This is a genomic window from Methanolobus sp., from assembly GCF_016278385.1.
GTDB lineage: Archaea > Halobacteriota > Methanosarcinia > Methanosarcinales > Methanosarcinaceae > Methanolobus.
The window spans coordinates 76,560-101,468 of the sequence record NZ_JADQBY010000005.1; the positions used below are offsets into that span (position 1 = coordinate 76,560).

At 42.1% G+C, this 24,909-nt stretch carries 20 protein-coding genes; 6 read left to right on the plus strand and 14 right to left on the minus strand.

What is annotated here, in order from left to right; translation table 11 throughout:
* Window positions 1-12 precede the first annotated feature (12 nt).
* The 5 genes from QZZ23_RS02750 to QZZ23_RS02770 all read right to left on the minus strand — a co-directional run bounded on the left by QZZ23_RS02750 (window position 13) and on the right by QZZ23_RS02770 (window position 4,416).
* Window positions 13-789 (minus strand): CBS domain-containing protein, encoded by a 777-nt coding sequence (locus QZZ23_RS02750; RefSeq protein WP_292466670.1) that lies wholly within the window; start codon window positions 787-789, stop codon window positions 13-15.
* Window positions 790-832: 43 nt separating this feature from the next.
* A complete protein-coding gene (locus QZZ23_RS02755; RefSeq protein ID WP_292466671.1) occupies window positions 833-1,672 on the minus strand; it encodes a CBS domain-containing protein in 840 nt (279 codons plus the stop codon).
* Between the two features lie 206 nt (window positions 1,673-1,878).
* Entirely contained in the window at window positions 1,879-2,040 is a 162-nt protein-coding gene (locus QZZ23_RS02760; RefSeq protein WP_292466672.1) for a hypothetical protein, read from the minus strand.
* Window positions 2,041-2,460: 420 nt separating this feature from the next.
* Complete coding sequence (locus tag QZZ23_RS02765) at window positions 2,461-3,069, minus strand: CBS domain-containing protein (protein ID WP_292466673.1); 609 nt, start codon at window positions 3,067-3,069, stop codon at window positions 2,461-2,463.
* Between the two features lie 219 nt (window positions 3,070-3,288).
* On the minus strand, window positions 3,289-4,416 hold the full coding sequence (locus QZZ23_RS02770) for an OB-fold nucleic acid binding domain-containing protein (RefSeq protein WP_292466674.1): 1,128 nt from the start codon (window positions 4,414-4,416) through the stop codon (window positions 3,289-3,291).
* A gap of 197 nt (window positions 4,417-4,613) precedes the next feature.
* On the opposite strand from QZZ23_RS02770, the gene QZZ23_RS02775 reads away from it, so the two are divergent.
* A complete protein-coding gene (locus QZZ23_RS02775; protein WP_292466675.1) occupies window positions 4,614-5,240 on the plus strand; it encodes an RNA 2'-phosphotransferase in 627 nt (208 codons plus the stop codon).
* Between the two features lie 3 nt (window positions 5,241-5,243).
* Here QZZ23_RS02775 and rtcA read toward each other — a convergent pair whose 3' ends face one another.
* Both rtcA and QZZ23_RS02785 read right to left on the minus strand, forming a co-directional pair.
* The gene (gene rtcA, locus QZZ23_RS02780; protein WP_292466676.1) at window positions 5,244-6,239 is read right to left on the minus strand and encodes an RNA 3'-terminal phosphate cyclase; all 996 of its coding nucleotides are present in this window, start codon (window positions 6,237-6,239) and stop codon (window positions 5,244-5,246) included.
* Window positions 6,236-7,606, minus strand: a complete 1,371-nt coding sequence (locus QZZ23_RS02785) for an FAD-dependent oxidoreductase (RefSeq protein ID WP_292466677.1) — start codon at window positions 7,604-7,606, stop codon at window positions 6,236-6,238. Before QZZ23_RS02785 ends, rtcA begins: the two co-directional genes overlap by 4 nt.
* Window positions 7,607-8,228: 622 nt before the next feature.
* On the opposite strand from QZZ23_RS02785, the gene dnaG reads away from it, so the two are divergent.
* Both dnaG and QZZ23_RS02795 read left to right on the plus strand, forming a co-directional pair.
* A complete protein-coding gene (gene dnaG / locus QZZ23_RS02790) occupies window positions 8,229-9,689 on the plus strand; it encodes a DNA primase DnaG (protein WP_292466678.1) in 1,461 nt (486 codons plus the stop codon).
* Window positions 9,690-9,958: 269 nt separating this feature from the next.
* Window positions 9,959-10,243 carry a UPF0058 family protein gene (locus QZZ23_RS02795; protein WP_292466679.1) on the plus strand — a complete coding sequence of 95 codons (285 nt, stop codon included), beginning with the start codon at window positions 9,959-9,961 and terminating at the stop codon, window positions 10,241-10,243.
* Here QZZ23_RS02795 and rimI read toward each other — a convergent pair.
* Both rimI and arcS read right to left on the minus strand, forming a co-directional pair.
* Window positions 10,240-10,761 carry a ribosomal protein S18-alanine N-acetyltransferase gene (rimI, locus tag QZZ23_RS02800; protein WP_292466680.1) on the minus strand — a complete coding sequence of 174 codons (522 nt, stop codon included), beginning with the start codon at window positions 10,759-10,761 and terminating at the stop codon, window positions 10,240-10,242. The two genes, QZZ23_RS02795 and rimI, sit on opposite strands and share 4 nt — an antisense overlap.
* A gap of 24 nt (window positions 10,762-10,785) precedes the next feature.
* Window positions 10,786-12,627, minus strand: coding sequence for an archaeosine synthase subunit alpha (gene arcS / locus QZZ23_RS02805; RefSeq protein WP_292466681.1), 1,842 nt, complete (start codon window positions 12,625-12,627; stop codon window positions 10,786-10,788).
* An 85-nt stretch (window positions 12,628-12,712) separates the two neighbouring features.
* On the opposite strand from arcS, the gene QZZ23_RS02810 reads away from it, so the two are divergent.
* The 3 genes from QZZ23_RS02810 (at window position 12,713) to QZZ23_RS02820 (ending at window position 18,514) form a co-directional block, all read left to right on the plus strand.
* Window positions 12,713-14,095, plus strand: a complete 1,383-nt coding sequence (locus QZZ23_RS02810; protein ID WP_292466682.1) for an FAD-linked oxidase C-terminal domain-containing protein — start codon at window positions 12,713-12,715, stop codon at window positions 14,093-14,095.
* 2 nt (window positions 14,096-14,097) lie between these two features.
* Entirely contained in the window at window positions 14,098-15,156 is a 1,059-nt protein-coding gene (locus tag QZZ23_RS02815; protein WP_292466683.1) for a heterodisulfide reductase-related iron-sulfur binding cluster, read from the plus strand.
* 340 nt (window positions 15,157-15,496) lie between these two features.
* A complete protein-coding gene (locus QZZ23_RS02820) occupies window positions 15,497-18,514 on the plus strand; it encodes a chemotaxis protein CheB (protein WP_292466684.1) in 3,018 nt (1,005 codons plus the stop codon).
* On the opposite strand, the gene QZZ23_RS02825 is transcribed toward QZZ23_RS02820, so the two are convergent.
* The 5 genes from QZZ23_RS02825 to QZZ23_RS02845 form a co-directional block, all read right to left on the minus strand.
* Window positions 18,501-19,286 carry a transcriptional regulator FilR1 domain-containing protein gene (locus QZZ23_RS02825; protein ID WP_292466685.1) on the minus strand — a complete coding sequence of 262 codons (786 nt, stop codon included), beginning with the start codon at window positions 19,284-19,286 and terminating at the stop codon, window positions 18,501-18,503. The genes QZZ23_RS02820 and QZZ23_RS02825 overlap by 14 nt on opposite strands.
* 457 nt (window positions 19,287-19,743) lie before the next feature.
* Complete coding sequence (locus tag QZZ23_RS02830; RefSeq protein WP_292466686.1) at window positions 19,744-21,546, minus strand: YgiQ family radical SAM protein; 1,803 nt, start codon at window positions 21,544-21,546, stop codon at window positions 19,744-19,746.
* Window positions 21,547-21,606: 60 nt separating this feature from the next.
* Window positions 21,607-22,245: an MBL fold metallo-hydrolase gene (locus QZZ23_RS02835; protein WP_292466687.1), complete on the minus strand. Its 639-nt coding sequence runs from the start codon at window positions 22,243-22,245 to the stop codon at window positions 21,607-21,609.
* A 31-nt stretch (window positions 22,246-22,276) separates the two neighbouring features.
* Window positions 22,277-23,035: a TatD family hydrolase gene (locus QZZ23_RS02840; RefSeq protein WP_292466688.1), complete on the minus strand. Its 759-nt coding sequence runs from the start codon at window positions 23,033-23,035 to the stop codon at window positions 22,277-22,279.
* 137 nt (window positions 23,036-23,172) lie between these two features.
* The gene (locus QZZ23_RS02845; RefSeq protein WP_292466692.1) at window positions 23,173-24,684 is read right to left on the minus strand and encodes a 2-isopropylmalate synthase; all 1,512 of its coding nucleotides are present in this window, start codon (window positions 24,682-24,684) and stop codon (window positions 23,173-23,175) included.
* Between the last annotated feature and the right edge of the window lie 225 nt (window positions 24,685-24,909).

Genomic DNA, 24,909 nt, shown 5'->3' on the forward strand with positions numbered 1-24,909 from the left:
ACACCTGGTTCTTTACTCTATCATCCCACCAATAATGCTTCTTCTTGTTATCAGTCCTACCATCTGTCCTTCAAGGTTGACAACTGGGAGCCCTCCAAGATTCTCTTCAAGCATTATCTTAGCTGCATCGGTTGTCGGGGTATTTGTGTAGACAGTCTTTACACTCATCTTTATAATGTCTTCGACAATGAGGTTCTTTATACGAGCCTCCTGTTTACCGCCTTCTACAAGGTCACGGAAGGATCGCATAGCTTTTACAATGTCCTTCTCTGTTACCATTCCAACAAGCTTGTCACCTTCAATGATTGGAATTCTTCCAATGTTGTTATCAAGCATTATTCTTCTGACATGGCTTACACGGTCTGCCGGACTGGCTACAATAGGATCTCTTTGCATTATCTCTCCGGCATACCCTTTGAAAACATTGTTCTCAAGTATCTCATTTGGAGTAACCCACCCAAGTATCTTGTCGTTATCCATGACAACGATCACTCCTCCGTTCTTTACCATCAGTGTGATGGCATCGGTCACTTTCGTATCCGGGAGTACTTTTATGAAATTATCTGATATTGCTGTTGCCACGTGCAGAGAAGAAGCTGGCTTGCTTCCCTTTTTACGCGTTCCGAGTTCCCTTGTGAGGTTTCTCATAGTGAGTACGCCAAGTACTTTATCATCATGTTTTACCAGAAGACGCCTCGTTCCCTTTTTCTCCATTACATCAAGTGCATGGGAAATGGTATCTGATTTATCTACTACCAGTGGTTCTGCCATTATATCCTTTACTTCCATTGTCATTCCTCTGATCATTGTTTTAATTTCTGGTTTTTGATGCTTACTGTACTGCTTTAAGTATGTCTCTCCTGCTAATGAGACCCACGATCTTCCCGTCATTGACAACTGGCAGGGCAATCGTGTGTTCTGCTATCATCATTTTTGCTGCATAGACTACTCTGTTCTTGATATCTACGGATGGTGGAAGTTCTGACATAATATCTTCGGCAACAAGGGGAACTTCTTTTACGTAACGATATTCTTTTTGACCGGCAGGGCTTGAACGCCGGGTCATTTTTATGCTCTTTGATGGAAGGTTTCCTTCGTTGTCAGCCATGATGTTGAATGCCACACTGCTTGTTGTGATTATTCCGACAGCTTCATCTGTATCATCTGTGACGATTACACGGTTTGTCTTATTCTCTTCCATTTCATGGATCACATGATTAATGGTGTGGTGTCTGTGAACAAAGACAAGATCTTCTGTCATCACATCTGAAATTTTAGTTTTCAGATCCTGCTCCGAGAAGTATCTCATAATATCAGTTCCGGTTACTATACCTACAACTTCTCTGTTCACCACAGCAAGTGCATTTATACCATTCTCTATCATTAGATTGCTTGCCTGGAGTATTGAAGCACCGGGATATATTGTAATAGGGTTTTCATGCATTACCATGCTTACCGGAATCTTATCGATTGGTCTCCTTCTCCACATGGGTTCAGCTTGTGCAAGCCGTTTTCCAATATCTGTCTTTGTGACAATACCAATCATTTCTTCATTTTCAGCGACCACAATGGTGCTGATCTTATGCTTGAGCATAAGTTTTCTTGCATGCGCTACGGTTTCTTCCGGTGCTATGGTAAAGACCGGTGAACTCATAATGTCCTTCACATTCATGTTGTTCCTCCTTCTAGAAGCCCTGAATTTTATTTACACAAGGCTTGCAGGATATTTTTATCTGTTATCCACCAAAGAGTTCATCATCGCTCAATTACAGCAAATCGATGTACTCTTTTTTATTTCTATACTCGTCTACGGGCCTGTTTATGTATTTTTGGAAAACATGTCCCTGTCGTTTTTATGAAAACCATACAAGTGGCAGTTTATGCTGTACTCGGGTTTTCGTTTCCACCTCCTGATAAATTAGTAGTGTCAACTGATGTGACCGTGTTTTCAAGTTGTATTTCTTTGGTATCTGCAAGATGTAGTGCTCCATATGCAAAGCGTGCCATGATTTTCATGTGGTAGTCGTTTGATTCGTTCATAGTTACCACTGAAGTATTTGTATTATGGAGTCTTTTATCCGGAGTTCTGTCATTTTGTTTTCCAGTTCAATGACCTGATTTTTCATTTTCAATTAAACCACTACAATCCATAACATCACAAAATAAATGGATAAACAACACTATAATATCCATAAGTTTGTGAACGGCATTTCAGTCTCATGGTAAATCAATCCTTACATGTAAGCACTTAATCGCGCTCTCAAAATGCAGATAATATACAATGCCTGTCTGCAGTAACAGTTGATCCAGCAAACACAAAGTGCCAAGTTCTAATCACTTTCCCCGGCTTAAATTCAGGTGTTGCTTTGAAAGTCGATACATTTCTTTTTTTAAGATATATCGGGACAGACATTTATTTCACCAACTTGAAGTGTTCTTTATAGCTGACCAGTCAAAAAACTAGTCATAATAACCTTCTTCCTCTTTACAATCTTCACATAGCATCAATCCATTAACATCCATCAGGTTGTCAACAAGAGTTCCGCAACGCTGGCATATACCACGTTCAAACTCCGGTTCCTTATGAATATTGTTTTCATGATGTAGTTCAATGAGTCCTTCCAGGATAGTTGTAAGACCTGGGGCGATAGCTATAATATCCCTATCAGTTATCATCCCTTCAATAACATCGCCTTCCATTACAGCAAGCCTGCGAATGTTGGATTTGACCATCATTTCTGCAGCTTCGATTATATTTGTCGAAGATTTTGTTGCTATAATAGGGGATGACATTATATCTTTGGCTGTCATTTCAGAAGGCAGTACATTCTTAGCAACGGTCTTGGTAATAATATCATGTTCAGTTATGATGCCAATGATATCACCGTCTTCTGTGACGATGATACTGCCTGTATCACTTTCTACCATCTTCCTTGCAACTGCAAGAACACTGGCAGTGACATCAATGTCAAAAAGATCTTTTGACATTATTTCCCTGACCAACATTTCATTCTGTATCTCTAGAATGGAAGTATCGGTTTCCATATCGTTCTGAACACTCAAGACCACTAGATTTACCTCGAATCAAAGGAAGCTATTACCTATATAGTCCACTAGTTAAAATGTTACTTTTATTGTATATATAGGTGTTCGTGGATTTTGTGATTCGGGTTACTTTTAGAAATTACACGCTACATGATGCTTATTTTTGAAATAAGAAAGAGAATCCGGAATTGTTATAAATACGTATATATAAAAATCCCGGATTGAATTTTAAAATAATAGTCTTTAATGAATCACTATTCTTGTCCGATTACCTGCACTGAGTTCAATTTCGTCATTGAAACCGGATTTAGAAAAAGCATCCATGATTTCTACAGCCATATCAATGTCAAGCTGGTCTACAAGAAGGGCATGATCTCCCCATAATGCAATACGTATTCTTCCAGTATCGTCTGAGACATATATATTTGAAACCATATTCACAGTGCCGTCATCACGGTTAAATTCTCTTATTTCTCCAAGCCCTGATACTTGTCCTGATATTGAGTATGATTCACCTGGTATGATGTCAGCAATAGATGTGAAATCTTCCTTGAACTCGATTTTTTCTTCTATTTTCTTGATAACACTGCGGTTTCCAACCTGCATTTCCACCTGTTGGTTGAAGTTATTCTCCCTGGCATATCCATTGATTATTTCTACGGAATCATCGATTTCCAGTTCTTTTGTAAGGTCTGCCATTTCATCCCAGAGTGTTACCCTTATTTTGCCGGTTTCATCTCCAATCTGAATGTTTGCAACTTTTCCTGTTCCTCCGTCCTTCTTATTGAATGTCCTTATATCGGATATATCAATAATTCTGGCACGAATGTTAATATCGCCCATTCCGTTCTGAATATCTTTTATCTGTTTAGAATCGATATGAGCTTCGACTTTTTCATCAGTTTCACAGAAAACACCATTGTTGCCTATATTAACTTCGACACCGGAATATCCTTCCTTGACATATCCGGCGATTTGGTAATTCTGACCGATCTCAATTTCTCCTGTTTTCACAAGGTCCGCTCTGTCGTCCCACAGTGTCAGGCGTATTGATCCGGTTTCATCTGCAACAACAACATTTGCAACTCTTCCAATAGTTCCGTCATTGCGGTTAAATTCCTTTGCAGGGAATGCAGACATAATCTTTGCAATGAACTTGACATTACCACTGTTTGGGGTAATGCTAGATACTTTCTGTAATTGGCTTTCTCCGGTATCACTGACTCCAAGGTCATGGGCCACAAGCATTGCGGCAGTTCTGGTATCGCAGAGTCCGCTCATTTGTTCCACTTTTTCTTCAACCTTGCGTGTAAAATCATCTTTGCTGATGACACCGCCAAGTTTTTCGTATACTTCGTTGATTTCATCCATAATAATACCCTGAAAACTGAATTAAATATCCTGAATATTCATCTATCTACCTTTCACGTAGTCTAGTATTCTCTTAGATAATTAATCTAACGAAAAGATTATAAAAATCCTCTGATTTTCATCTTTTAAGAATTATGTTCTATTTATTGCGTCATTTTGATAAGATATATTAATTATGAGATGTATTTGCAGATATCATGATCCGTAAATGTAAAGAGCATGGCTATTTCAGGGGAGAAAGCTGCCCTGATTGTGGAGAAGAAGGACGTTACGTGCTGGATGATGATCGGGAGGAACGTCTTGGAAGGTTCGTTTCCGGTGCATTGAGGCACTTCCCTGATGATGTGGGCATTGAGATGGATCAGCAGGGATGGGTGGATTTGAACCAGCTCTGCGAAGTCATGAAAAGGCGTTATAAATGGGGTACAATGGAACGTCTGGTATCCCTTGTCGAATCTGACAGGAAAGGGCGCTATGAAATAGATGATGGTTTCATCAGGGCAAGATATGGTCATTCAGTAGATGTGGATCTCATATCGGACTATCCTGAAAATGAGCTATCCTATCTGTACTATGGAGTCAGCCAGGAAGAAGCGGATATGTTGCTTGATAATGGTATCTTCCCCATCAGGCAATGTTACGTACACCTAAGCACTTCATTTGAAAAGGCAAAGGAAGCAGCTTCTGTTCATACGGATAATCCAGTAATAATCGAGATAGACGCAAGTGCTGCTCAACAGGATGGTGTGGATATCGTTACTGTAAATAATGATATTGTCCTTGCAAGAGGCATTCCGCCGGAGTATCTCACTATTGTGGAATAATTATCATTCCACACTTATCTCATAAAGCCCATTTATTTTATTGATGCTAAACTGAACATCAAGTATCTGTCCTGTTACATGAATATTCGTCAGACAGTGCTGAGTAAGTTCTCTGGTTGTGAATGACCCTTTTCCTGCAAGTCCCATGTATGGTATCAGCTGGTCTGACAGGTGAATGTCAACAGATCCCTGAGATTGTAATTCATCAAGCAGTACCCGGGCAGCTTTGCTTCCAACATTTTCAGCAGGAAATCCTCTTTTTCCAATACTTGTAGAGCCAATAAGGTCAGACCAGAGTGTGATTCCACTTCCAGTGGAAAAGAAATTTTTATTTTCAATATCTATATGTGCTTTGATTTCATTTTCTTCCAGAAAGGTAATCGCAGAGTCAGCCTGTTGTTTTGCGACATGTTCCGGCAGGTTTGAACAATGTGATATTCCTGATATACCGCTTTTCCCAGTTTTAAAATCGAATCCCTTTAAGATAGAAGGTTCTATCTCAATTTCTACGATTCCTCCTCCCTTTGGATAATAACCACGTTCAATAAGTCTTATGTTTGCTTTGTACCCCATTTTAGAGAGAGCTTCCAAGGTCACATTTCTCATGTAGTCTATGGAGGGTGACCAGGCAATATCAGTTCCTCCGGTGATCCTCAGTTTGGTCTTCTCTAAAGAAAAGGCGGCAATCGGCATGATGGTCTGCATCAGAAGTGGAATACTTCCTGCAGTGCCTATAATAATATTTAGATCAATCCCCCATATTTCCAATGGAGAATAGTGAATCTCGGTGGACCCCGGATAAAGTCCCTTTACATCGGCATGACAGATCATGGAAGCTGTTTCTATAGATTTAAGGTGCTGGGGCTTAAGTCCTTCCTTTGGACGGTTGCGACGTATGTTTTTAATCATAACATCTTCCCTGATGATTGATGAGAGAGCAACAGCTGTTCTGAGTATTTGTCCCCCGCCTTCTCCATATGACCCGTCTATTTCTATCATGTCTTTATTTTACGCATCTTTTTCAGTGCACCCTTTGCAGCAAAATTTACAGGGTCTATGAGCATTGATACCGGTGGGGCATAGCAGGTTTCAATGTTTGCCAGTTCCTGAACAGTTGTTCTTTTTTTGATGGCAAGTGTGAGCGCATCTATACGTTCTTTTACTCCTTCTCCTCCTACAACCTGTGCTCCCACAAGATATTCTTCACTGAATATGAGTTTGATAAAAATCTTGCTTCCGCCCGGGTAGTAGTCAGCTCTTGTAGATCCAGTTGCCATGCCTGTGACGGTTTTAATATTGTTTTCAATTGCCTTTTTTGAGCTTATCCCTGTGGTTCCAACCTGAAGCTCTCCAATTACAGCTATCCAGGGATTCAGGATAGGGCCAAACTCCATGGGAGTTGAAGTCAGGTTATTGGTTATGACACCTGCCATTCTTCTTGCGGTGCTTGCAACCTGGCTTAACATCGTTTTCCCTGTGATGAGCTCATGAACCTCAACGCATTCTCCTCCACAATATATGTCCTGGTTGTACTTGCCGTCCACAGATGGGTGCAGATATTTGTCTACAATTATTCCGCCGTTTTTTCCAATATCAATTCCAGCATCTGATGCCAGATTATTTTCAGGTTCAACACCTGTGGATATTATTACAAGGTCCGCCGGAAATTCGGTAGAGCCAATTGTTACAGATTCTGCCTTTTTCTCTCCGTTAATTGATTCAGGCACATATCCGGTCAAAACTCTCACACCAAGAGACTCAAGATGTTCCTGGACTGAGTCTGCCATGTCAGAGTCGATATTATGTGAGAGGATTGATTCACTTCTATTGAGAAGTATTGTATTTATTTTCCTCTGGGCAGTAGCAGCTGCAAGTTCTGCACCTATTGACCCTCCACCGATAATGACGATGTTTGATGCACTGGTGAGTGCTTTTTCTATTTTAATAGCATCAGAAAGTGTTCTCAGGGTGAAGACATTTTCAAGTGAAGTTCCAGGGATGTTTGCAGGTATTTTTGGCTTGCTTCCCGTGGCTATTACAAGTTTGTCAAAATAGTAGTTTTGTCCTCCTGATGTAATAGTTTTATCTTTCAGGTTAATGGAATCCACCCTGCTTTCAAGCCGCAGGTCTATTCCCATTTCTTTGAAAAATCTATTATCCCTCAGGATCAATGAATCAAAATCCTTTATCTGTCTTCCAATGACAAAGGGCATACCACATTGGCTATAAGCTGTGTGCTTGTCTGCAGAGAATACTGTTACAGAATAGTTGCTATGACGGGCCAGACTGGTGGCTACCGGCATACCTGTTGCACCACCGCCTATTATTATAATTTTTCTGCTAGGTTTTATTTTTTTTTCTTGCATATGCTTTAAAAGCCTGTCTGGATATTAATTATATTCCCCGGTTAGTTAGGTATAAATCAAAATAAGTTGTGTTTTCTATTTCAAATATCCAACATATTAACAATACTATGTCCACCCATAAGTTTATAAAACTTTGAATTATACTACTTAATGTAATCATCATTACTATATGATTGCATTAATGCTTGAAAACAAGATAATACAGATACTACGAACAAGGGTATCTTTCAACAATACAAATTTAGTCATTCGTAATCACTACCGATTCAGATAGGAATCATCAATCGATAAAGCATTTATAATATCACAAAAAATGCTTAATAGGTCAAAAGCTGCAGGTATTCAATGAGGGATTTGGAAATACTGCTTATTGGCCATGCCAGAAAACAGTTGGAGTAGTCCATTTACATGTTGTGCATAGTGTAATGTTGCTACTGTGGTTAGCTTGGCGTTGGTTTAGATTAAGTGGAAATCTTCATGTATAATCATTGATGTTTAGTTTTACATACTACTGGCTTTTAGCTTTTTTGATATGATGCTATTCTGGTAGTTGTTACTGATTTACTGTTTTTGTATTCCGAATTGTTCTGGTATCATCTTACCAAATTTCGGAGATCATTACATGCAGAATGCAGATACTACTAAATATATAATTCATTCAAAGATAAGTGCAGATGGAATAATTGAACGCCCGGATATCGTCGGAGCGATCTTTGGCCAGACCGAGGGTTTACTCGGTTCTGACCTTGATCTTCGTGACCTTCAGAAGACAGGAAGGATAGGGAGGATAGAAGTTGTCGTCAGTGCAAAAGGCGGCAAGACCAAAGGTACTATTCTCATTCCATCAAGTCTTGACAAGGTTGAAACTTCAATACTGGCAGCATCCCTGGAAACCATAGACAGGGTTGGTCCATGCAGTGCAAAGATAGAGATTACCCATATCGAGGATGTAAGGGCTACAAAGCGTCATCAGATCATTGAAAGAGCAAAGTTTATTTTCAAAGGTATGTTCGATGAGAATCTTCCGGAATCCCAGGAGATCGCTGACGAGGTACGTCAGTCTGTAAGGGTTGAAGAGATGCAGTACTTTGGAAAGAACAAGATCCCATGTGGACCCGCAGTGTTCGAGTCAGATGCAATTGTTGTTGTAGAGGGTCGTGCTGATGTCCTGAATCTTTTGAAGTACGGTATCAAGAACACTATTTGTGTTGGTGGCACCAATGTTCCTCCTGAGGTCGCAGAACTGACAAAGAAGAAAGACACTGTAACAGCTTTCACTGATGGTGACCGTGGTGGGGAACTTATAATTAAGGAACTGGTCCAGGTTGCGAACATAGATTATATTGCAAGGGCACCTGATGGCAAGAGTGTTGAAGATCTTGTGCAGAAAGAGATTGTAAGGTCACTCAGGCAGAAAGTTCCTGTTGAACAGGTACTCGATAAATATATCGTTAAAGATCAGGCACCACAGGCTGAAAATGCTCGTTCTTCCCGTCTTCCAGCAAAGCGTAAGGAGAGAAGGCCTGCAACTGAGGTTAAACGGGTGGGTACTTCCCAGGTAAAAAGATCTTCAAGGGATTCTCCAAGAGATTCTTCAAGGGATTCTCCAAGAGATTCTTCAAGGGATTCTTCAAGGGATTCTTCAAGGGATTCTCCAAGAGATTCTCCAAGAGATTCCTCCAGATATTCGTCAAGAGAGGTATCAAGGGGTAGGGATACAAGGGGAAAAGAATTAACAGAAGATTCAGCTGAAGAGCAGATTAAAGTTGAAAAGATAAAACCCCCATCTTCACCAGAGAACAAGAGGTTCAAGGGCCATGCAAGTGATCTTATAGGCACATTCAGTGCACGTTTCCTTGATGGAAAAGATAATGTTGTTAATGAAACAGCAGTTCGTGACCTTGTAAGTACTCTGAAGGATTATCAGGATGAAGTAAAAACAGTTGTTTTTGATGGTGTGGTTACACAAAGGATTCTTGATATCGCAGCAGATAAAGGTATAGAGCGTCTGATAGGTGCAAAGGTAGGTAGTGTTACTAAGAGACCTGCTTCAGTCAAAGTGCTTACAGCCACTTCTTTGTAATTTCTAATACTGTGCTCGCGCACAGTATTAATATTTAGGCTACTCTATTATTTTTCTTTTTTAATATGATTTCTTTATTTACTCTTTTTACATGGTATCTCTCATGATTAATCGTTGTAAATAAACCGAAAATCTTATAAGCTCTAGATGCAGAAATGATTTCCGTGGGAAATGCCTTTATTATGAAGTTTGCCAACTACAAGTAGTGCATTAGTTTTAACAGTGCACAAAAGAACAGTAATATTTAATTTACATGTAGGTTGGTTGGTATGCACAAAGATGAATTGATTCAATTGCACACATTAATGGCACAGATCAGAAAACACTTTGAACACACGGGTGTGAATAACTCTTTCGGCGAATATGATTCGTTGTCAATAAGTCCTCTCCATGTTCACAGGAGCAAAGCTGAGCATAAACACGCTATATTTGTTCTTGGGAATGATATTGCTTCGTCGTTATCACAGGATGAGATCTCCGGAATTGGTCGAACGTCTGTAAGGATGCATGAGCTTGCCATACGTGCAAGCGGAAATATGGCAAATACGAATTAAACATAGTCAAGAAATCTGATAACACGTTCCTTTTCTGGTAAAACAGGTTTACCTGTGTTTTCCAGGAAAGTGACTGCAAACGGAGTTAGGCGTTTTTTCATAATAACGCCATCTTCTCCATCAGAGTAATATCCACGTTCTATCCAACAGGGTATGAAATCCATACGTTTGTAAAATTTCTGGGCTTTGACATTTGTAATTCTTACTTCCAGGCTTGCGTTCTGAAGGATTTTCCTCATAAATTCTGATAAAATAGAGTCCATGAGCCTTGCTCCGATTCCCATACTTCTAAACCCTTTCCTCACTGCAAGTGAGAATATCCTTCCTTCGTTGGTAGATAATTGGTATCCTACAACAAAACCTACGATATAGTGATTGTACTCAGCAACAAAGAATCCCTCACTATTCATTTCGTAGAAGTTCATATACAGAAAAGGATTATGTTCTGAAAATGCTTCTGCCTCTATTTCCAGAACATCTTCAAAATCAGATGGTTCAAAGTTTCTGATTACTATCATCTGAAAACCACAATAGTTTCTAAATTATTCTATTTTTTGAACATGACGCAAGTCTACCGCCACTCCTCGAGTGGCTTTCTTCATCTCATCTCCGCTCATGACTGCTCTTCCAACTGCAATTGCATTCTTGCCACAGATGAGTACTTCATCGGTTGGCCTTATCAATGGGTCTGCATCAATTACTCCGGGAGCCAGAAGTGAGCCACGGGGAACGAAGTCATCTATCGTTACGATATATTTACCTTGATCCATCATAGCTTTCACGCCTTCAATGGTAATTGCCAGTGTGCCATATTGAGGGATCAATGTAGTAAGTTGCTTCTTACCAACAAATACCTGGTGTTTGGGGAAGGGTCCTTTGATAGTTGACTCTTCAGGCACGAGTATCTGTCCGCATCCTTTTCCAAACTGGTAATCTGCAACAGCTTTCATGAGGTCTTTTTGGGTCTGCTCATGTCCTCGTTTTCTTCCGGTGCAGAGTCCTGACATTGTTTCACTGAGACTTCTTAGTGATTCAGGCGATGTCACATTGCCACAGCTTGTATAAATAATATCTATGCCAAGTTTTTCTGCCACGATCTCACATATCTGACGGTATGCATCCTCCACGTGTGCAACAATGGATGTATATTGGTGCTGTGACAGGTATTTTTCAAGACATGAAGCTACCCACTGCCTTTCTTCGGCATCCCAGTATCCGGTCACCGTTGTATCGTAGTGCGATGCAGGGTATGTAAGTTCAAGCTCCCTTGGCACGATTCCAAGAGGTGATGTGATTATGACCTCATGAACAAATTTACGGCTCTTTCCAAGAGCATTGATGAATCTCCAGTGGGAGTTGGATGTGGAATATGGTTTCTTTGCAGAGCATGGCAGGAGCAGTAGTATGTCTTTTTCCGGTGGATTATACCTTTCCTGTATCCTTCTGGCAAATCTGACGATCTCTGCCCTGTTCTGGGATTCTCCGCAAGTAGCAATGAGCCCGTTGTTCCTTGCTATGGGACTTCTGCTTTCTACGTAGGTGTACTCTGCATCCATGAGCCTCATCAGGGCAGTAAGCCAGGGTCGTACTCTGCATTGTCCTTCTATGTATTCACGCAGCATTCCTGCACGTATCTTCTCTCTGACAAGGGCCGCTTCAGCTTCCATGGCATTGATGTTGTGCTTTTCCACAATTGAAGCACGGCTCTTCTTGTCCATCTCCATAAGCCCTTTTGCATCTGTTGATGAACATGCACTGCACCTGCACGGCAGTTCTGCCAGTGAATCGAGGTAGAATTGTCCTGCGGTAGTGAGATATATGTCATTATGTGCAGCAACTATGGCTTTTGTATTGTCAAAGATATCAATTCCAAGATAGACCAGCATTGCAAGATTCTCAGGGGTGCAGATATTGGGTGTGTATACTGCCGTATCAGGTGTGATCTCATTTTTCATCTCAATAAGTGTGGTGAGAATACGTCTTGCATTGTTCTCAAAACACCCTGCGCCCTCCATAACATAGAGGTCAGTTTGCTTTACCTTCTGCCCGGAAATGTAAATGCTTCCCGTAGCTCCGGTTGCTTCTATTTCTGACCTTTCTGCAAGTTTGAGTGCAAGGTCCTGCGGGGCATCAGGTGTAAGATTCTGGTGAGGAAGTATTATTAAGACATCTTCTCCGGCATTTTGTCGTATTTCCTGGAAATATTCTTTACTTTCCTTTAGATCACTGTATTTCCAGAGAGAGCCGCCATCTATTATCAGGCTGTCAGGAGAACTAAGGCTTCTTGTATCTAGTATGAAAGGTGTCTGGATAGTTTCCTTTAGAAGAAGTTTCCCTATCCTTGCAGCACCATCTCGTTGCTGTACCTCAAAGTATCGTGTCATTGCTGCTTAATAGTTGTAGTTAGATGTAAATGTTTGCCTTCACCAAAAAGTATAAATCTTACTATCTCTCTTAAAAAACGATTCGATGCGAAAATCCTATTTACTTGAAAACTTGCAGGAAATCGTAGGGACTGAAAGAGTTTCTACGTCAGCTGCAGAGCTTTATTGTTATTCATGCGATGCCTCACAGATAAGGGGGATGCCTGATTTTGTGGTCAGGCCCGCAAGTACTGAACAGGTTTCAAAGATAGTCAGGCTTGCATTTGAGAATGAAATTCCTGTGACCGCAAGAGGCGCAGGTACAGGACTGGCTGGTGGGGCTGTGGCAGTTGATGGGGGTATCGTACTTGATATGTCATCCATGGACAGGATACTGGAAATGGACCTCGATTACCTTCAGGTGATCATTGAACCAGGTATCGTGCAGGAAAAGCTCAATGATGCCCTTGAGCCACATGGTTTGTTCTTCCCTCCTGATCCGGGAAGTTCAGCAATGTGCACACTTGGAGGGCTTATAGCTAACAACGGTAGCGGGATGCGTTCTGTAAAATACGGGACTACAAGGAACTACGTACTTGGGCTGGAGGTTGTAATGGCAGATGGTACTGTTATAAACACCGGAAGCAAAGTTTTGAAATCTGTTGCAGGATATTCGTTGACTGATCTTTTTGTCGGTTCTGAAGGTACCCTTGGAATAATAACCAAGGCAACATTGAAAGTACGGGCTCTTCCAAAAGAGCGTTCAGTACTTCTTGCATCTTTCGATGATCCGGAACTTGCCGGCAAAGCAGTTGTTAAGGTTCTGTCTTCCGGAATAGTCCCATCTGCATGTGAGATTCTCGACAGGAATATAATAGAGGCCATAAACACCTATGATCCGAATATTGGCCTTCCACAGGCAGGTGCTATCCTTATGTTTGAGGTGGATGGTACTGAAAATAGCGTTCGTGAAGGCATAGAGATGATAAAGGATGTGTGCAGTTCCCTTGCAACAAGCATCAGGGCCGCTTCAGATAAGAAAGAAAGGGATGAGATATGGGCTGCAAGAAGACTGGTAGGCGCTGCAGTTTCCAGACTTGATCCGCTTCTTACCCGCGTTTATGTGGGCGAAGACATTGGTGTTCCTATAAAGGAGCTTCCGGGAATGTTGCATAAGGTACGCGAGATTTCTGAAGAGTTTGATCTGCCGATTATGACTTACGGACACATCGGTGACGGAAACCTTCACACGGGGATGTGCATTGACGTGCTTGATGATACTCAATGGGACAAACTGAACAAGGCCGCAGATAAGATACACCGCACAGCCATCAGTATTGGTGGAACTGTTACAGCTGAGCATGGTGTTGGCAGTGCCCGGGCTGAATATCTCGGACTTGAGCTTGGTAAGGCCCTTGATGTAATGATATTGATAAAGAAGGCTCTTGACCCCAAGGGGATACTTAATCCCGGGAAGATGGGGGTCTGAAAATGAATGAATCTGATTTGCGTTCAATACTGAAATGTGTCCGTTGCGGAACATGCCGTTCAGTGTGTCCTGTTTTTGATGTTATTGGCTGGGAATCGGCCAGTTCCCGTGGGCGCATGTTGGTGGCCCATGGTATTTCCCAGGGAATGGAAGTTGATGAGAGCGTTTTTGACAGTATCAACACCTGTACCACATGTGGACTCTGTGAGCAGATGTGTCCTTCCGGAGCATCCCCTGTCAAGGTTGTAGAGAATGTAAGGCACAAGCTTGTGCTTCAGGGCAAGATGACTGACGCACAGAAGGTACTGCGTTTCGAAGCTCTTGATAAAGGAAATCCTCTTGGTGAGACCAAAGATAGGATGTCATGGCTTGGAGACTCTAAAAAGGATGTAAAAGAAAAAGCAGATTATGTCTTTTTTGCAGGTTGTCTGGCTTCATACAGATACCCTGAACTTACAAAGAGAACTTTTGATATACTGAAGAAGTTCGAGGTTACCGTTCTGCAGGAAGAAGTATGCTGTGGCTCTCCACTTTTGAGGACAGGTTCTGATTCGTCAGAACTGATGTCAAAGAATCTGGAACAGATCAAAAAGATAGGTGCTCATACGATAATCACCGGTTGTGCAGGATGTCTTACGACACTGAAGAATGATTATCCGGGTGATGTGAAGGTTGTTCATGTTGCCGAGTTCCTTGCAGACCGTCTTGAAGAGCTGGATCTGAAGAAACTAGACCTGAAAGTTACCTATCATGACCCTTGCCATCTTGGAAGATGTAATGGGATATTCGATGCTCCAAGGAAGATAATAGAATCCATCTGCGACCTTGAAGAAATGAAAAGCAACAGGGAAAAGTCCAAATGCTGCGGAGCAGGCGGCGGAGTACTCAAAGGTTATCCTGAACTTTCCCTTGAGATATCAAAGAACAGGGTCGAAGAAATACCAAAAGATGTGGATTATCTGGTAACTGCCTGCCCATTGTGCCGCACAAATCTCAAACGTGGCGGCCCACGGGTTGACGTCCTGGATATAATCGACCTGCTGGAAATGGCTATGGGATAGCTATTTTAATTTTCTTTTTTATTCATTTATTTTGAATTGATTGGTCTTAAATTTTGAAGAGCATTTAGTTAATGCTCTCTTGCTCTTCCTGTTCAGGGCAAGAGCCAGAAGTGCACCTGCCATCCCTAATTCTGGTGTTTCCAAACTTTGTGTCGGTTCATATTAATGATCATTATGGAATGACTACCGAAAGCAAGATTTTTTTGAAATGAGAAGCTGTCTAATTAGATGACCTCAATAAGTTAGAATACTAAACCGGATACTAATATAAGGAATCAATTGAATAATACATTGTTACCTATTTACATCTTATTTTGTTAGTATTTCGACAATCGAAGGGGTGAACATTATAGTCATTAATGAGAATGGTGCAGGCGAAGAGCAAACTCAATCGTCAAAAGAGAAAAAGATCTCTGCTGAGGCGGATGCATCTGCAAACATCTCCCATCATGGCGAATTTCCCGTTGTAGGTATTGGTGCGTCGGCTGGTGGGCTGGCTGCATTGGAGAAATTCTTTTCAGCGGTACCTACAGATAGCAGTCTGGGAATTGCCTTTGTCATAGTGCAGCATATGTCACCCGACCACAAAAGCATGCTTTCTGAAATTATCAGGCGCTTTACAAAGATGCAGATATATGATGTCAAGGATGGAATGGGTGTCAGACCGGATTGCGTGTATATTATCCCTCCCAACCAGGATATGATCATTATGGATGGCATATTGCACCTGATGGAGCCGGCTGAGAAGCGTGGACATCGTATGCCAATTGATTCCTTTTTCCATTCTCTGGCATCAGATTGTCATGAGTGGGCCATTGGTGTAATACTCTCAGGTACTGGCAGTGACGGTACCGCTGGCGTGAGAACTATCAAAGCAGAAGGTGGTATGATAATGGGACAGAGTCCGGAATCCAGCGACTACAATGGCATGCCTCTCAGTGCTATTGACACAGGTCTGGTGGACTACGTACTGGAGCCTTCAGAGATGCCAGCTCAACTCCGTGATTACGTATCCCAGATATATGTGTCCCAAACATCTGATGAAAAACCACTTCCAGTTCACAAAACGGAAGAAACGATGCAAATCATCTTCAATGAACTGCTTGTCCAGACCGGTCATGACTTCTCACAGTATAAGCAGAAAACATTGGATCGTCGTATAAGGCGTCGCATGGTCGTCAACAACATCAAGCGCATGGAGGGGTACGCACACTACTTGCAGCAAAAACCGGAGGAAGTGCAGGCTCTTTTTCGTGATATCCTGATCAATGTCACAAATTTCTTCCGTAATCCTCGGGTCTTTGAGGTACTTCAGGAAAAAGTGGTTCCAAAACTATTTGAAGACAGATTCCCCGGTACGGAAGTGCGTATCTGGGTTGTAGGTTGCTCCACGGGTGAAGAGGCATATTCCATCGGTATTCTGATCCATGAGCATATGATAAAGTCAAAGCAGAATATTAAAATACAGATATTCGCCACCGATATTGACAGCAGAACAATCGAGCGTGCCCGCAAAGGTGTCTATCCAGGCAGCATTTCTTCCGATATCTCACCTGAAAGGCTGGAGCAGTTTTTTACTCATGACCTCGAAGCCAATACTTACACCATCCAGAAAAATATCCGTGACATGATGATCTTTTCCGAACAAGATGTAATCCAGGATCCGCCGTTCTCCAAACTTGATTTTATCAGTTGCCGCAACCTGTTGATCTATATGAACAAGGAAATGCAGAAGAAGCTCATTCCTATGTTCCATTATGGACTGAATCCGGGCGGATTTCTTTTGCTTGGTTCTTCCGAAAGCATTGGGGAATTCTCTATGTTTTTTGATACCCTGGATCGACAGTCCAAATTATATCAAAGCAAGGTCTTCAATGGTGACTATCGCCATTCGATAGGTAAATATTTTCCCTCTCCTGTGGGAATCGAAACACCACTTCAGCTCTCCGATAAACATCTCGGTAAGAAAAGATTCCAGATGCGTGAACTGGCTGAAAGGAAGTTGCTGCAACAATATGCTCCTGCAGGTGTGCTGGTCAACGAACGCGGTGATATCCTCTATCTTCATGGGCGTACAGGTTTGTATCTTGAAATGGCCCCCGGTGAACCTGCTAACAACATTCTGAAGATGGCCCGCGAGGGGCTGCGGCCGGCATTGACCACTGCCCTGAGCAAAGCAATGATCAGTAAAGAACAGATAACACATTCCGGAGTCAGGGTCAAGACAAACGGCAACTTTACGACAGTCGATCTGACGCTTCGACCTGTGGAAGAATCTACTGATCAAAATTTGTTCATGGTTACTTTTGACGTACCGCCAAAGTCCGGGAAAAGTGATGGTCATGTGGCTGAAGAGAATATTGTTGTGGCTATATCGGGGGAGGAAGAAAACGTTTCAGCTCTCAAAGAGGAACTAATGACCATGGAAGAATATCTCAGGGCTTCTAATGAAGAACTGGAAGTTTCTAATGAAGAGCTGAGATCCTCCAACGAAGAAATGCAGTCAATGAACGAGGAACTGCAATCCACGAACGAAGAACTGGAAACCTCCAGAGAGGAATTACAATCTGTCAACGAGGAACTGTCCACTGTCAATAACGAACTTCAGGCCAAGGTGACAGAGCTTTCTGGGGCCAATGAAGACATGAACAACTTACTGGCTTCTACGGGTGTGGGAATTGTGTTTGTGGACAATCAGCTATGTATCCAGCGCTTTACCCCTGCCGTCACAAAGGTTATGAACCTGATTCCTTCGGATGTGGGAAGGTCTATAGGGCATACGGTTTCCAATTTTACAGGCTATGATCGTTTGATACCGGATATACAGTCCGTACTTGACAACCTGGTCCCTCTGGAGACAGAGGTTCATACACACAGCGACGAGTGGTACACTGTAAGGATGCGTCCCTACCGGACAATGAAGAACACCATTGAAGGAGTGGTTATCACATTCCTGAAACAGACGGAGATCCTGCGCCGCTTGGCCGCGGTGGTACGCGATTCGCTTGATGCTATAACCTTACAGGATAAGGGTGGTCATATCCTCGCGTGGAATCCTATGGCTGGGAAAATGTACGGTTGGAGCGAAGCAGATGCGTTGAACATGAATGCCAGCAGAATGGTCCCGGAGGATAGAATAGAAGAATCCCTGGCCATGATGACAGAACTTGTTAAAGGTGATACCCCTGAACCTTATCAGACACAGAGGATTACCAAAGATGGACGCGTCCTTGATGTATGGGTGATAGCAACTCCCTTGGTCAACGAAGATGGTGAAGTGTATTCGGTCGCAAGCACTGAGCGTGAGATAAAATCTGAAGACAGGCAGAAAGATATCAATAGAACTAAATCTCAATAATAGGCACTGAATGTCGCTTATAATATTCGAATAACTCTTTACCCCACTCAAGAGCAGCCGGACCTGAAAAGGATATATTTTTGTTATCATGCACATCTTCCAGTGTAAATAACCTGAATTTAATGGATTGGCCGGCTACAGTAAAGGAAATGAAGCCAGGATTTTCAGGATACAGGTAAAGCGAGATAAGGTTCAGGTCTATTAGTTCCTTAAAGTCGTCATAGTATTCCTGTTTAGCCTTTTTATAAACTTCTTGAGTCATGATGACTGATACTTCCGTAACATAATCTGTCATCTGCACATAGAAATTGTGAAATGCAGGATGTAGGGTTGATGTGATCTCTAACCACTCGTGTGATTCCAGGGCCTTTCCATAAAATTCCTTATCGACATCATAGAAATCCTCTGCGGAGATATTCGTTACTTTACATATCCCTACACCAGGTAATTTCTTTAGAAGTAATGGTGGAATGAAATCGATGAAATGGGTCCCAAAATATTCACAATTACCACCAAACATGTCAGCAGTAGTCAAAAAAGATACCATTTCCTCGACGATCAACTTTCCGATTGTTGTTAATTCATAAGTGTCCCGTGACTTGGATATAAGACTATTTTGTTTAAGTATCTTTATCTGTGGAAGCAACGCTGATCTGGTAGTATCCAGTGATTCAAGGAGTGTTTTCATTTCCTGAGGTCCTTCCTGCAATAGCAAAAGTACGTTTTTCCTCTTGTTGGATGCAAGTAGTACTTCAGTAATTTGCATTTTCATTAAGTCAATCCCCATGGCAAGAAAGGCGAGATGAGGTAATACCCCAATAGACATTGTTAAGATATGCCGTAAAGGTATATAGAATAAACAGGGGTCTGAAATTCATTTTCAATATTCATTTTCAATATTCATTTTCAATATTCAGGCCAGAATCGGTTTGCCTGAAACGACGATGGAAGTTATTCTGTTTTTGATTGAGCATCTGATATCCATTTTGTAACCGGTCTGTCAAACATTCTTATCTATAATGAGGATGGAATTTCCATGTTCAGTAGATGAATGAAATACAAAAAGCAAGCTGGCAAATCGCGCTTTAAATGTCACTTGTGCTTCCCACTTAATTACAGTACTAAATGTAAACAATAATCACACAGATAAATTAAAAAATTAAAGGTTTCACCTTACTCTCAACCTTTAATGTTTGAGGATTGCATCAGCCAGTTCCAGTTGTTCCATTCTACCATCCTCTGTTTCCTCCCTTTTTCCGATTTATAAGGCAATTCCAGGAATTTCCAACAAGATCAAGCCGTTTGGCACGCTTTAGTCCCTCGTAAACAAGATTATAGTTTGCCGGTTCCTTATAGTGTAACATTGCCCTCTGGATACTCTTTTCCTTTTGAGTGGTAGCTACGTAAATCTCCTTCCCGGTGAACGGGTCAAGTCCTGTATGGAACATACAAGTTGCAGAAGTCATGGGAGTAGGGGTGAAGTCCTGTACCTGTCTGGTGTACCTACCTGTATCTCTTATGTATTCTGCTGTTTCAATCATATCCTTAAGGGTACATCCGGGGTGACTTGACATGAGAAATGCCACAAGGTACTGGTCCTTGCCGAGTCTCTTGTTAATTTCCTTGTACTTCTGCTCAAATCTCTCAAAGACTTCCCTGTCAGGTTTTTTCATGACATCGGTAACATTGTCGCAATAGTGCTCAGGTGCAACCTTGAGCTGTCCGCTGACATGGTGGGCGCATAGTTCCTCCATATACTCCTCATCAAGCAATGCAAGGTCATAACGCACTCCGTAGCCTACAAATACTTTTTTGATATCCGGCAGCTCCCTGAGCCTGCGCATAAGTTCTATGAGTTTTCTGTGACTGGTATCAAGTGAATGGCAGGCTTTTGGGTAAATGCATACCTTATCCTTGCAAACTCCTTTTTCCTCCCAGTTTTTGCAGTCCATTCCATACATATTAGCAGAAGGACCACCGAGTCCATTGATTGTTCCTTTGAAGCCATTTATATCCCTGAAGTTTTCCGCTTCCCTCAATATGGACTCAATACTGCGACTACGTATCATTCTTCCCTGATGCAGAGCAATGGCGCAGAATGCGCATGCTCCAAAGCACCCTCGGTGTGTGTTGATAGAGAATTTGACCATGTCAAGGGCAGGGACGATTTCCTCATAAGAGTGATGTGTCTCTCGTGTGAATGGAAGTTCGTACACGTGGTCCAGTTCCTCCTGTGTCAGAGGGCGCATAGGCTTGTTCTGGATCACCACTGTTTTTGGATGAACTTGTATAATGCCGTGGCCTCGTATGTGGTCCTGTTCTTCGTAGACAGTTTTGAATGTTTTAGCGTAGAGTTCCTTGTTATTTGAAACATCGTTATATGGTGCGATCTCTATGCGGTCCTTAAGCAGTTCCTCATGCTTCTCTTTCCATGTTTTGATGTCTATCTTCCATGTAGTTCCTTCGATATCAGTGATATCTGAAACAGGTATTCCTTTATTGAGCTTGTCTGCTATTTCCCGTATCTGGAGTTCTCCCATGCCGTAAACGAGAATATCTGCAGGTGCGTCTGCAAGAATCGATTGGCGCACTTTGTCAGACCAATAGTCGTATTGGGCAAAGCGTCGCAGGGATGCTTCAATGCCACCGATAATTCTGGGAACTTCAGGATATGCTTCTCTCAGACGGTTGGAGTAGACAAGAGTTGCCCTGTTTGGACGAAGTCCCGGCTTATTTCCAGGGGAATATGCATCATCGTGGCGCAATCTCTTTGATGGGGTGTAGTTGCTGACCATTGAGTCTGTATTTCCTGCGCTGATAGCGAAGAACAAACGCGGCTTACCAAGCTTTTTAAAGTCTTCAACATCGTCCCATTTTGGTTGTGCAATAACTCCTACTCTGTATCCTGCATCTTCCAGCACCCTGCCTACGATGCTTGTTCCAAAACCTGGGTGGTCGACATATGCATCCCCTGTAACGATAATGACATCAAGTTCATCCCATCCTTTCTGTTTTGCCTCTTCAAGGCTCATGGGGAGAAATTTAGAGGAATTAGTTTGTCTACTTTTTTTATTATGTTTCATATTGCGTCCTTAGAGCAGCATGCTTTTGGACATGCGCAGGGAGAATTGTATCTGCGTGTTGACATCATTTGAGGTGACTTCCCCGTGTCCCGGGTAAAGTGTTTTGACATCAAGCTGCACAAGCTTGTTGATGGATTCGGTCAATTGTAAACGATTGCCGCTATCAAAATCCGTTCGTCCTATGCTTCCGTTGGGGAAGACTGTATCTCCTGAAAAGAGGCTCTTTGATTTTGCTTCATACAGGCAGATACCACCGGGTGTATGTCCGGGTGTGTGGATGACTTCAAGTTCTTCATTATCTCCTATGGGTATCCTGTCACCTTCGCTGAGCAGTATATCAGGTTCAATGGAGGGTGCCTTGTATCCGAACATTGCAGCAGCGGTTATTGTATCGTTTTCAAGTAGGGGTGCATCATCCTTGTGGATAGCTATCTTAGCGCCGCTCTTTGCTGCTATATCTTTTGCAGATGCTGTGTGATCATAGTGGCAGTGAGTGAGTATTATCAATTCAAGGTTCTTAATGTCGATAGTATTTTCGATAGCTGAAATAAGTCCTTCTGTGCTCATTCCAGTGTCTATCAGTATTTTTCCATTAATGAGATATGAATTGGCATCGTAAAGGCCGATGTTGAAATGTTTGACCTGCATGTTTATTCTCCTATGTCAAAAAAGAATGGATTTAGAGTTCAAATGCCCTGCGGGTATTTTGTATTGTCGCCCTGGTGATATCAGTTTCTTCTAGTTCTTTGAGATTAGCTATCACCGAGACTGAATCAAGAACAAAAGATGGTTCATTCCTGCCTTTTCTTGGGGATAGGTATGGGCTATCAGTCTCAATGAGCATGTTCTCAAGGGGCAGGTTTTGAGCTATTGATTTGTGGTGTTCTGAAAAACATACGAGGGTGGGTACTGATACGTAGTGTCCTGCATCAACGATGTTTTTCATGGTTTCAAGTGAACCGCCGTAGCAGTGAAAAACCACTCTGTTAAGGTCCTTTGTCATTTCCAGTGCAAGGTCTTCGCCGTTCCTGCCATGTATCACAAGGGTTTTGTTGTAGTTATCAGCTATTTCAATGACCTGTCTGAATACAGCTTCCTGCTTTTTTCTTCCGGTGTCCGTTGTGCAATAATAGAAATCAAGTCCAGCTTCTCCAATTCCCACTGCTTTTTCGATGTTACGTTCCATCTGTGATAGTATCTGCTTTATTTTTTCTTCGCTTGCATCAGGTACCATTTGGGGGCTGAGTCCGAGTGTGGCATGGACAAAATCATATTTTTTGGCGAGTTCAAGGGAATCTACATTTGTTTTGTAGTCTATGCCTGAGTTAATCATTTGGACTACGCCACATTTTCTTGCTCTTTCAATTGTCTCGTGCCTGTCCTTGTTAAATTTAGGAAAATCAAGATGGCAATGAGAGTCTATTACTTCATAATTCATGTATATTCAATTATAATCTTATTATATAGATATGAATCTGTGATATGAATGGTTCAAAAAAGCGGTTTCCAGTATCCAAATCTAAAAATAAAAAAGTTAAAGAACCGTGGATTCACGGTTCAGGTTGTTAATTCTGGTTATTCCATGCTCCAAAGCTTCTTCTTTTCAAGAAGTATGTTGATGGCTGTGATGAGCGCGTCCACAGATGCAGTTGCAATATCTGTACTGGCAGATTGTGCACTGGCTACACGGCCTTCTTCGTCCTCTACGGAAATTGTAACTTCCGCAAGGGCGTCACTTCCTCCTGTTATTGCCTCGAGGCTGAAGTCACGTACTTTGACCTTGGTGTATCCGCCAATCATCAGTTCCACTGCTTTAAGGGCAGCATCTATTGGTCCTACTCCATAGTTGGATGCAACAGCTTCCTCGTCTCCTATCTTTGCCCGGACAACAGCGGTCGGTGTTGTGAGATTGCCGGTCATCAATGAGAACTCTTTCAGGATAATGGTCTCTTTTCCAAGGTTCCTGCCAAGGACGGCTGATGCTACTGCACGAAGATCTGCATCACATATGCGTTTGCCTTTGTTTGCTATGTCTTTTATTTTGGTAAGTATCTCATCGAGTTGTTCTTCGGTGGTGTCTATACCCATTTCTTCGAGTGATTTCTTGACTGCGTGCTTCCCAGCATGCTTTCCAACGACTATACGCCGTCTATGCCCTACCATTTCAGGGGTCATTATGCCGGGTTCAAATGTGTCGGATTTTTCAAGTACTCCATGGGTGTGTATGCCTGATTCGTGGGCAAATGCATTATCACCGACGATTGGGGTGTTTGGGGGCATGTGTATGCCTGTGAAGTTCTCAACCATCTTGGCAGTTTCAAGCATATATTCTGTCTTGATATTGGTTTTTGCACCATATATGGAATGCAGGCACATTACGACCTCGGCGAGGTTAGCGTTACCTGCACGTTCACCTATTCCATTGACAGTTACCTGAATCTGGCTGGCACCAGCTTCTACTGCCATGAGGCTGTTTGCAACAGCAATTCCAAAGTCGTTGTGACAATGGACATCAATTGGTATGTTCACGTGACTGTTGATGTTTTTTACAAGTTCGTACATTGAGGAAGGAGCCATTATGCCTACTGTGTCAGGTATGTTTATTATGTCACAGCCTGCTCCTTCTACAGCGTTGTATACTTCTATAAGATAGTCAAGGTCAGTTCTGGTGGCATCCATGGCTGAGAACATACATTTTGCTCCGTGGTCTTTGATGTACTCAACGGCATTTACTGCCATGGTGATGACTTCTTCTCTGCTTTTCTTTATAGTATGTATCCTCTGGATATCAGAGGTTGATACAAATGTGTGTACTACATCAACATTACAATCTATACATGCATCCAGATCTTTTGTAAGGACGCGGGCAAGACCACAGACATCGAGACTGAGTCCTTCGCTGGCTATGGCTCTTACATTTTGCTTTTCGCCTTCCGAAGATATTGGGAAACCAGCTTCGATCACGTCAACACCAAGTTTGTCCAGTTGACGGGCAATCTTGAGTTTTTGATCGTTGGTGAGTGATACGCCAGGTGTTTGTTCACCGTCACGCAGTGTCGTGTCAAAAATAGTCTTGTGTTTATTTATTAGCGGTTTATCGCTGTAAAAAGCGATCCCTCAGTTCTACGGTTGAATTCATATTAATCACTCCGCCTTGTTACTTATGTTATAAATATCCTCCGCAAAGGAAATTAATATGTGTATTAATATGTTTAATCAAGGGGATAATAATCCTTTCTCCCGCAACGCTTTTATACCAAGCCTGTTATGTAAGGGTGCTCGCGAGGAGCTCACTGGTGCGGTATCCGCAGC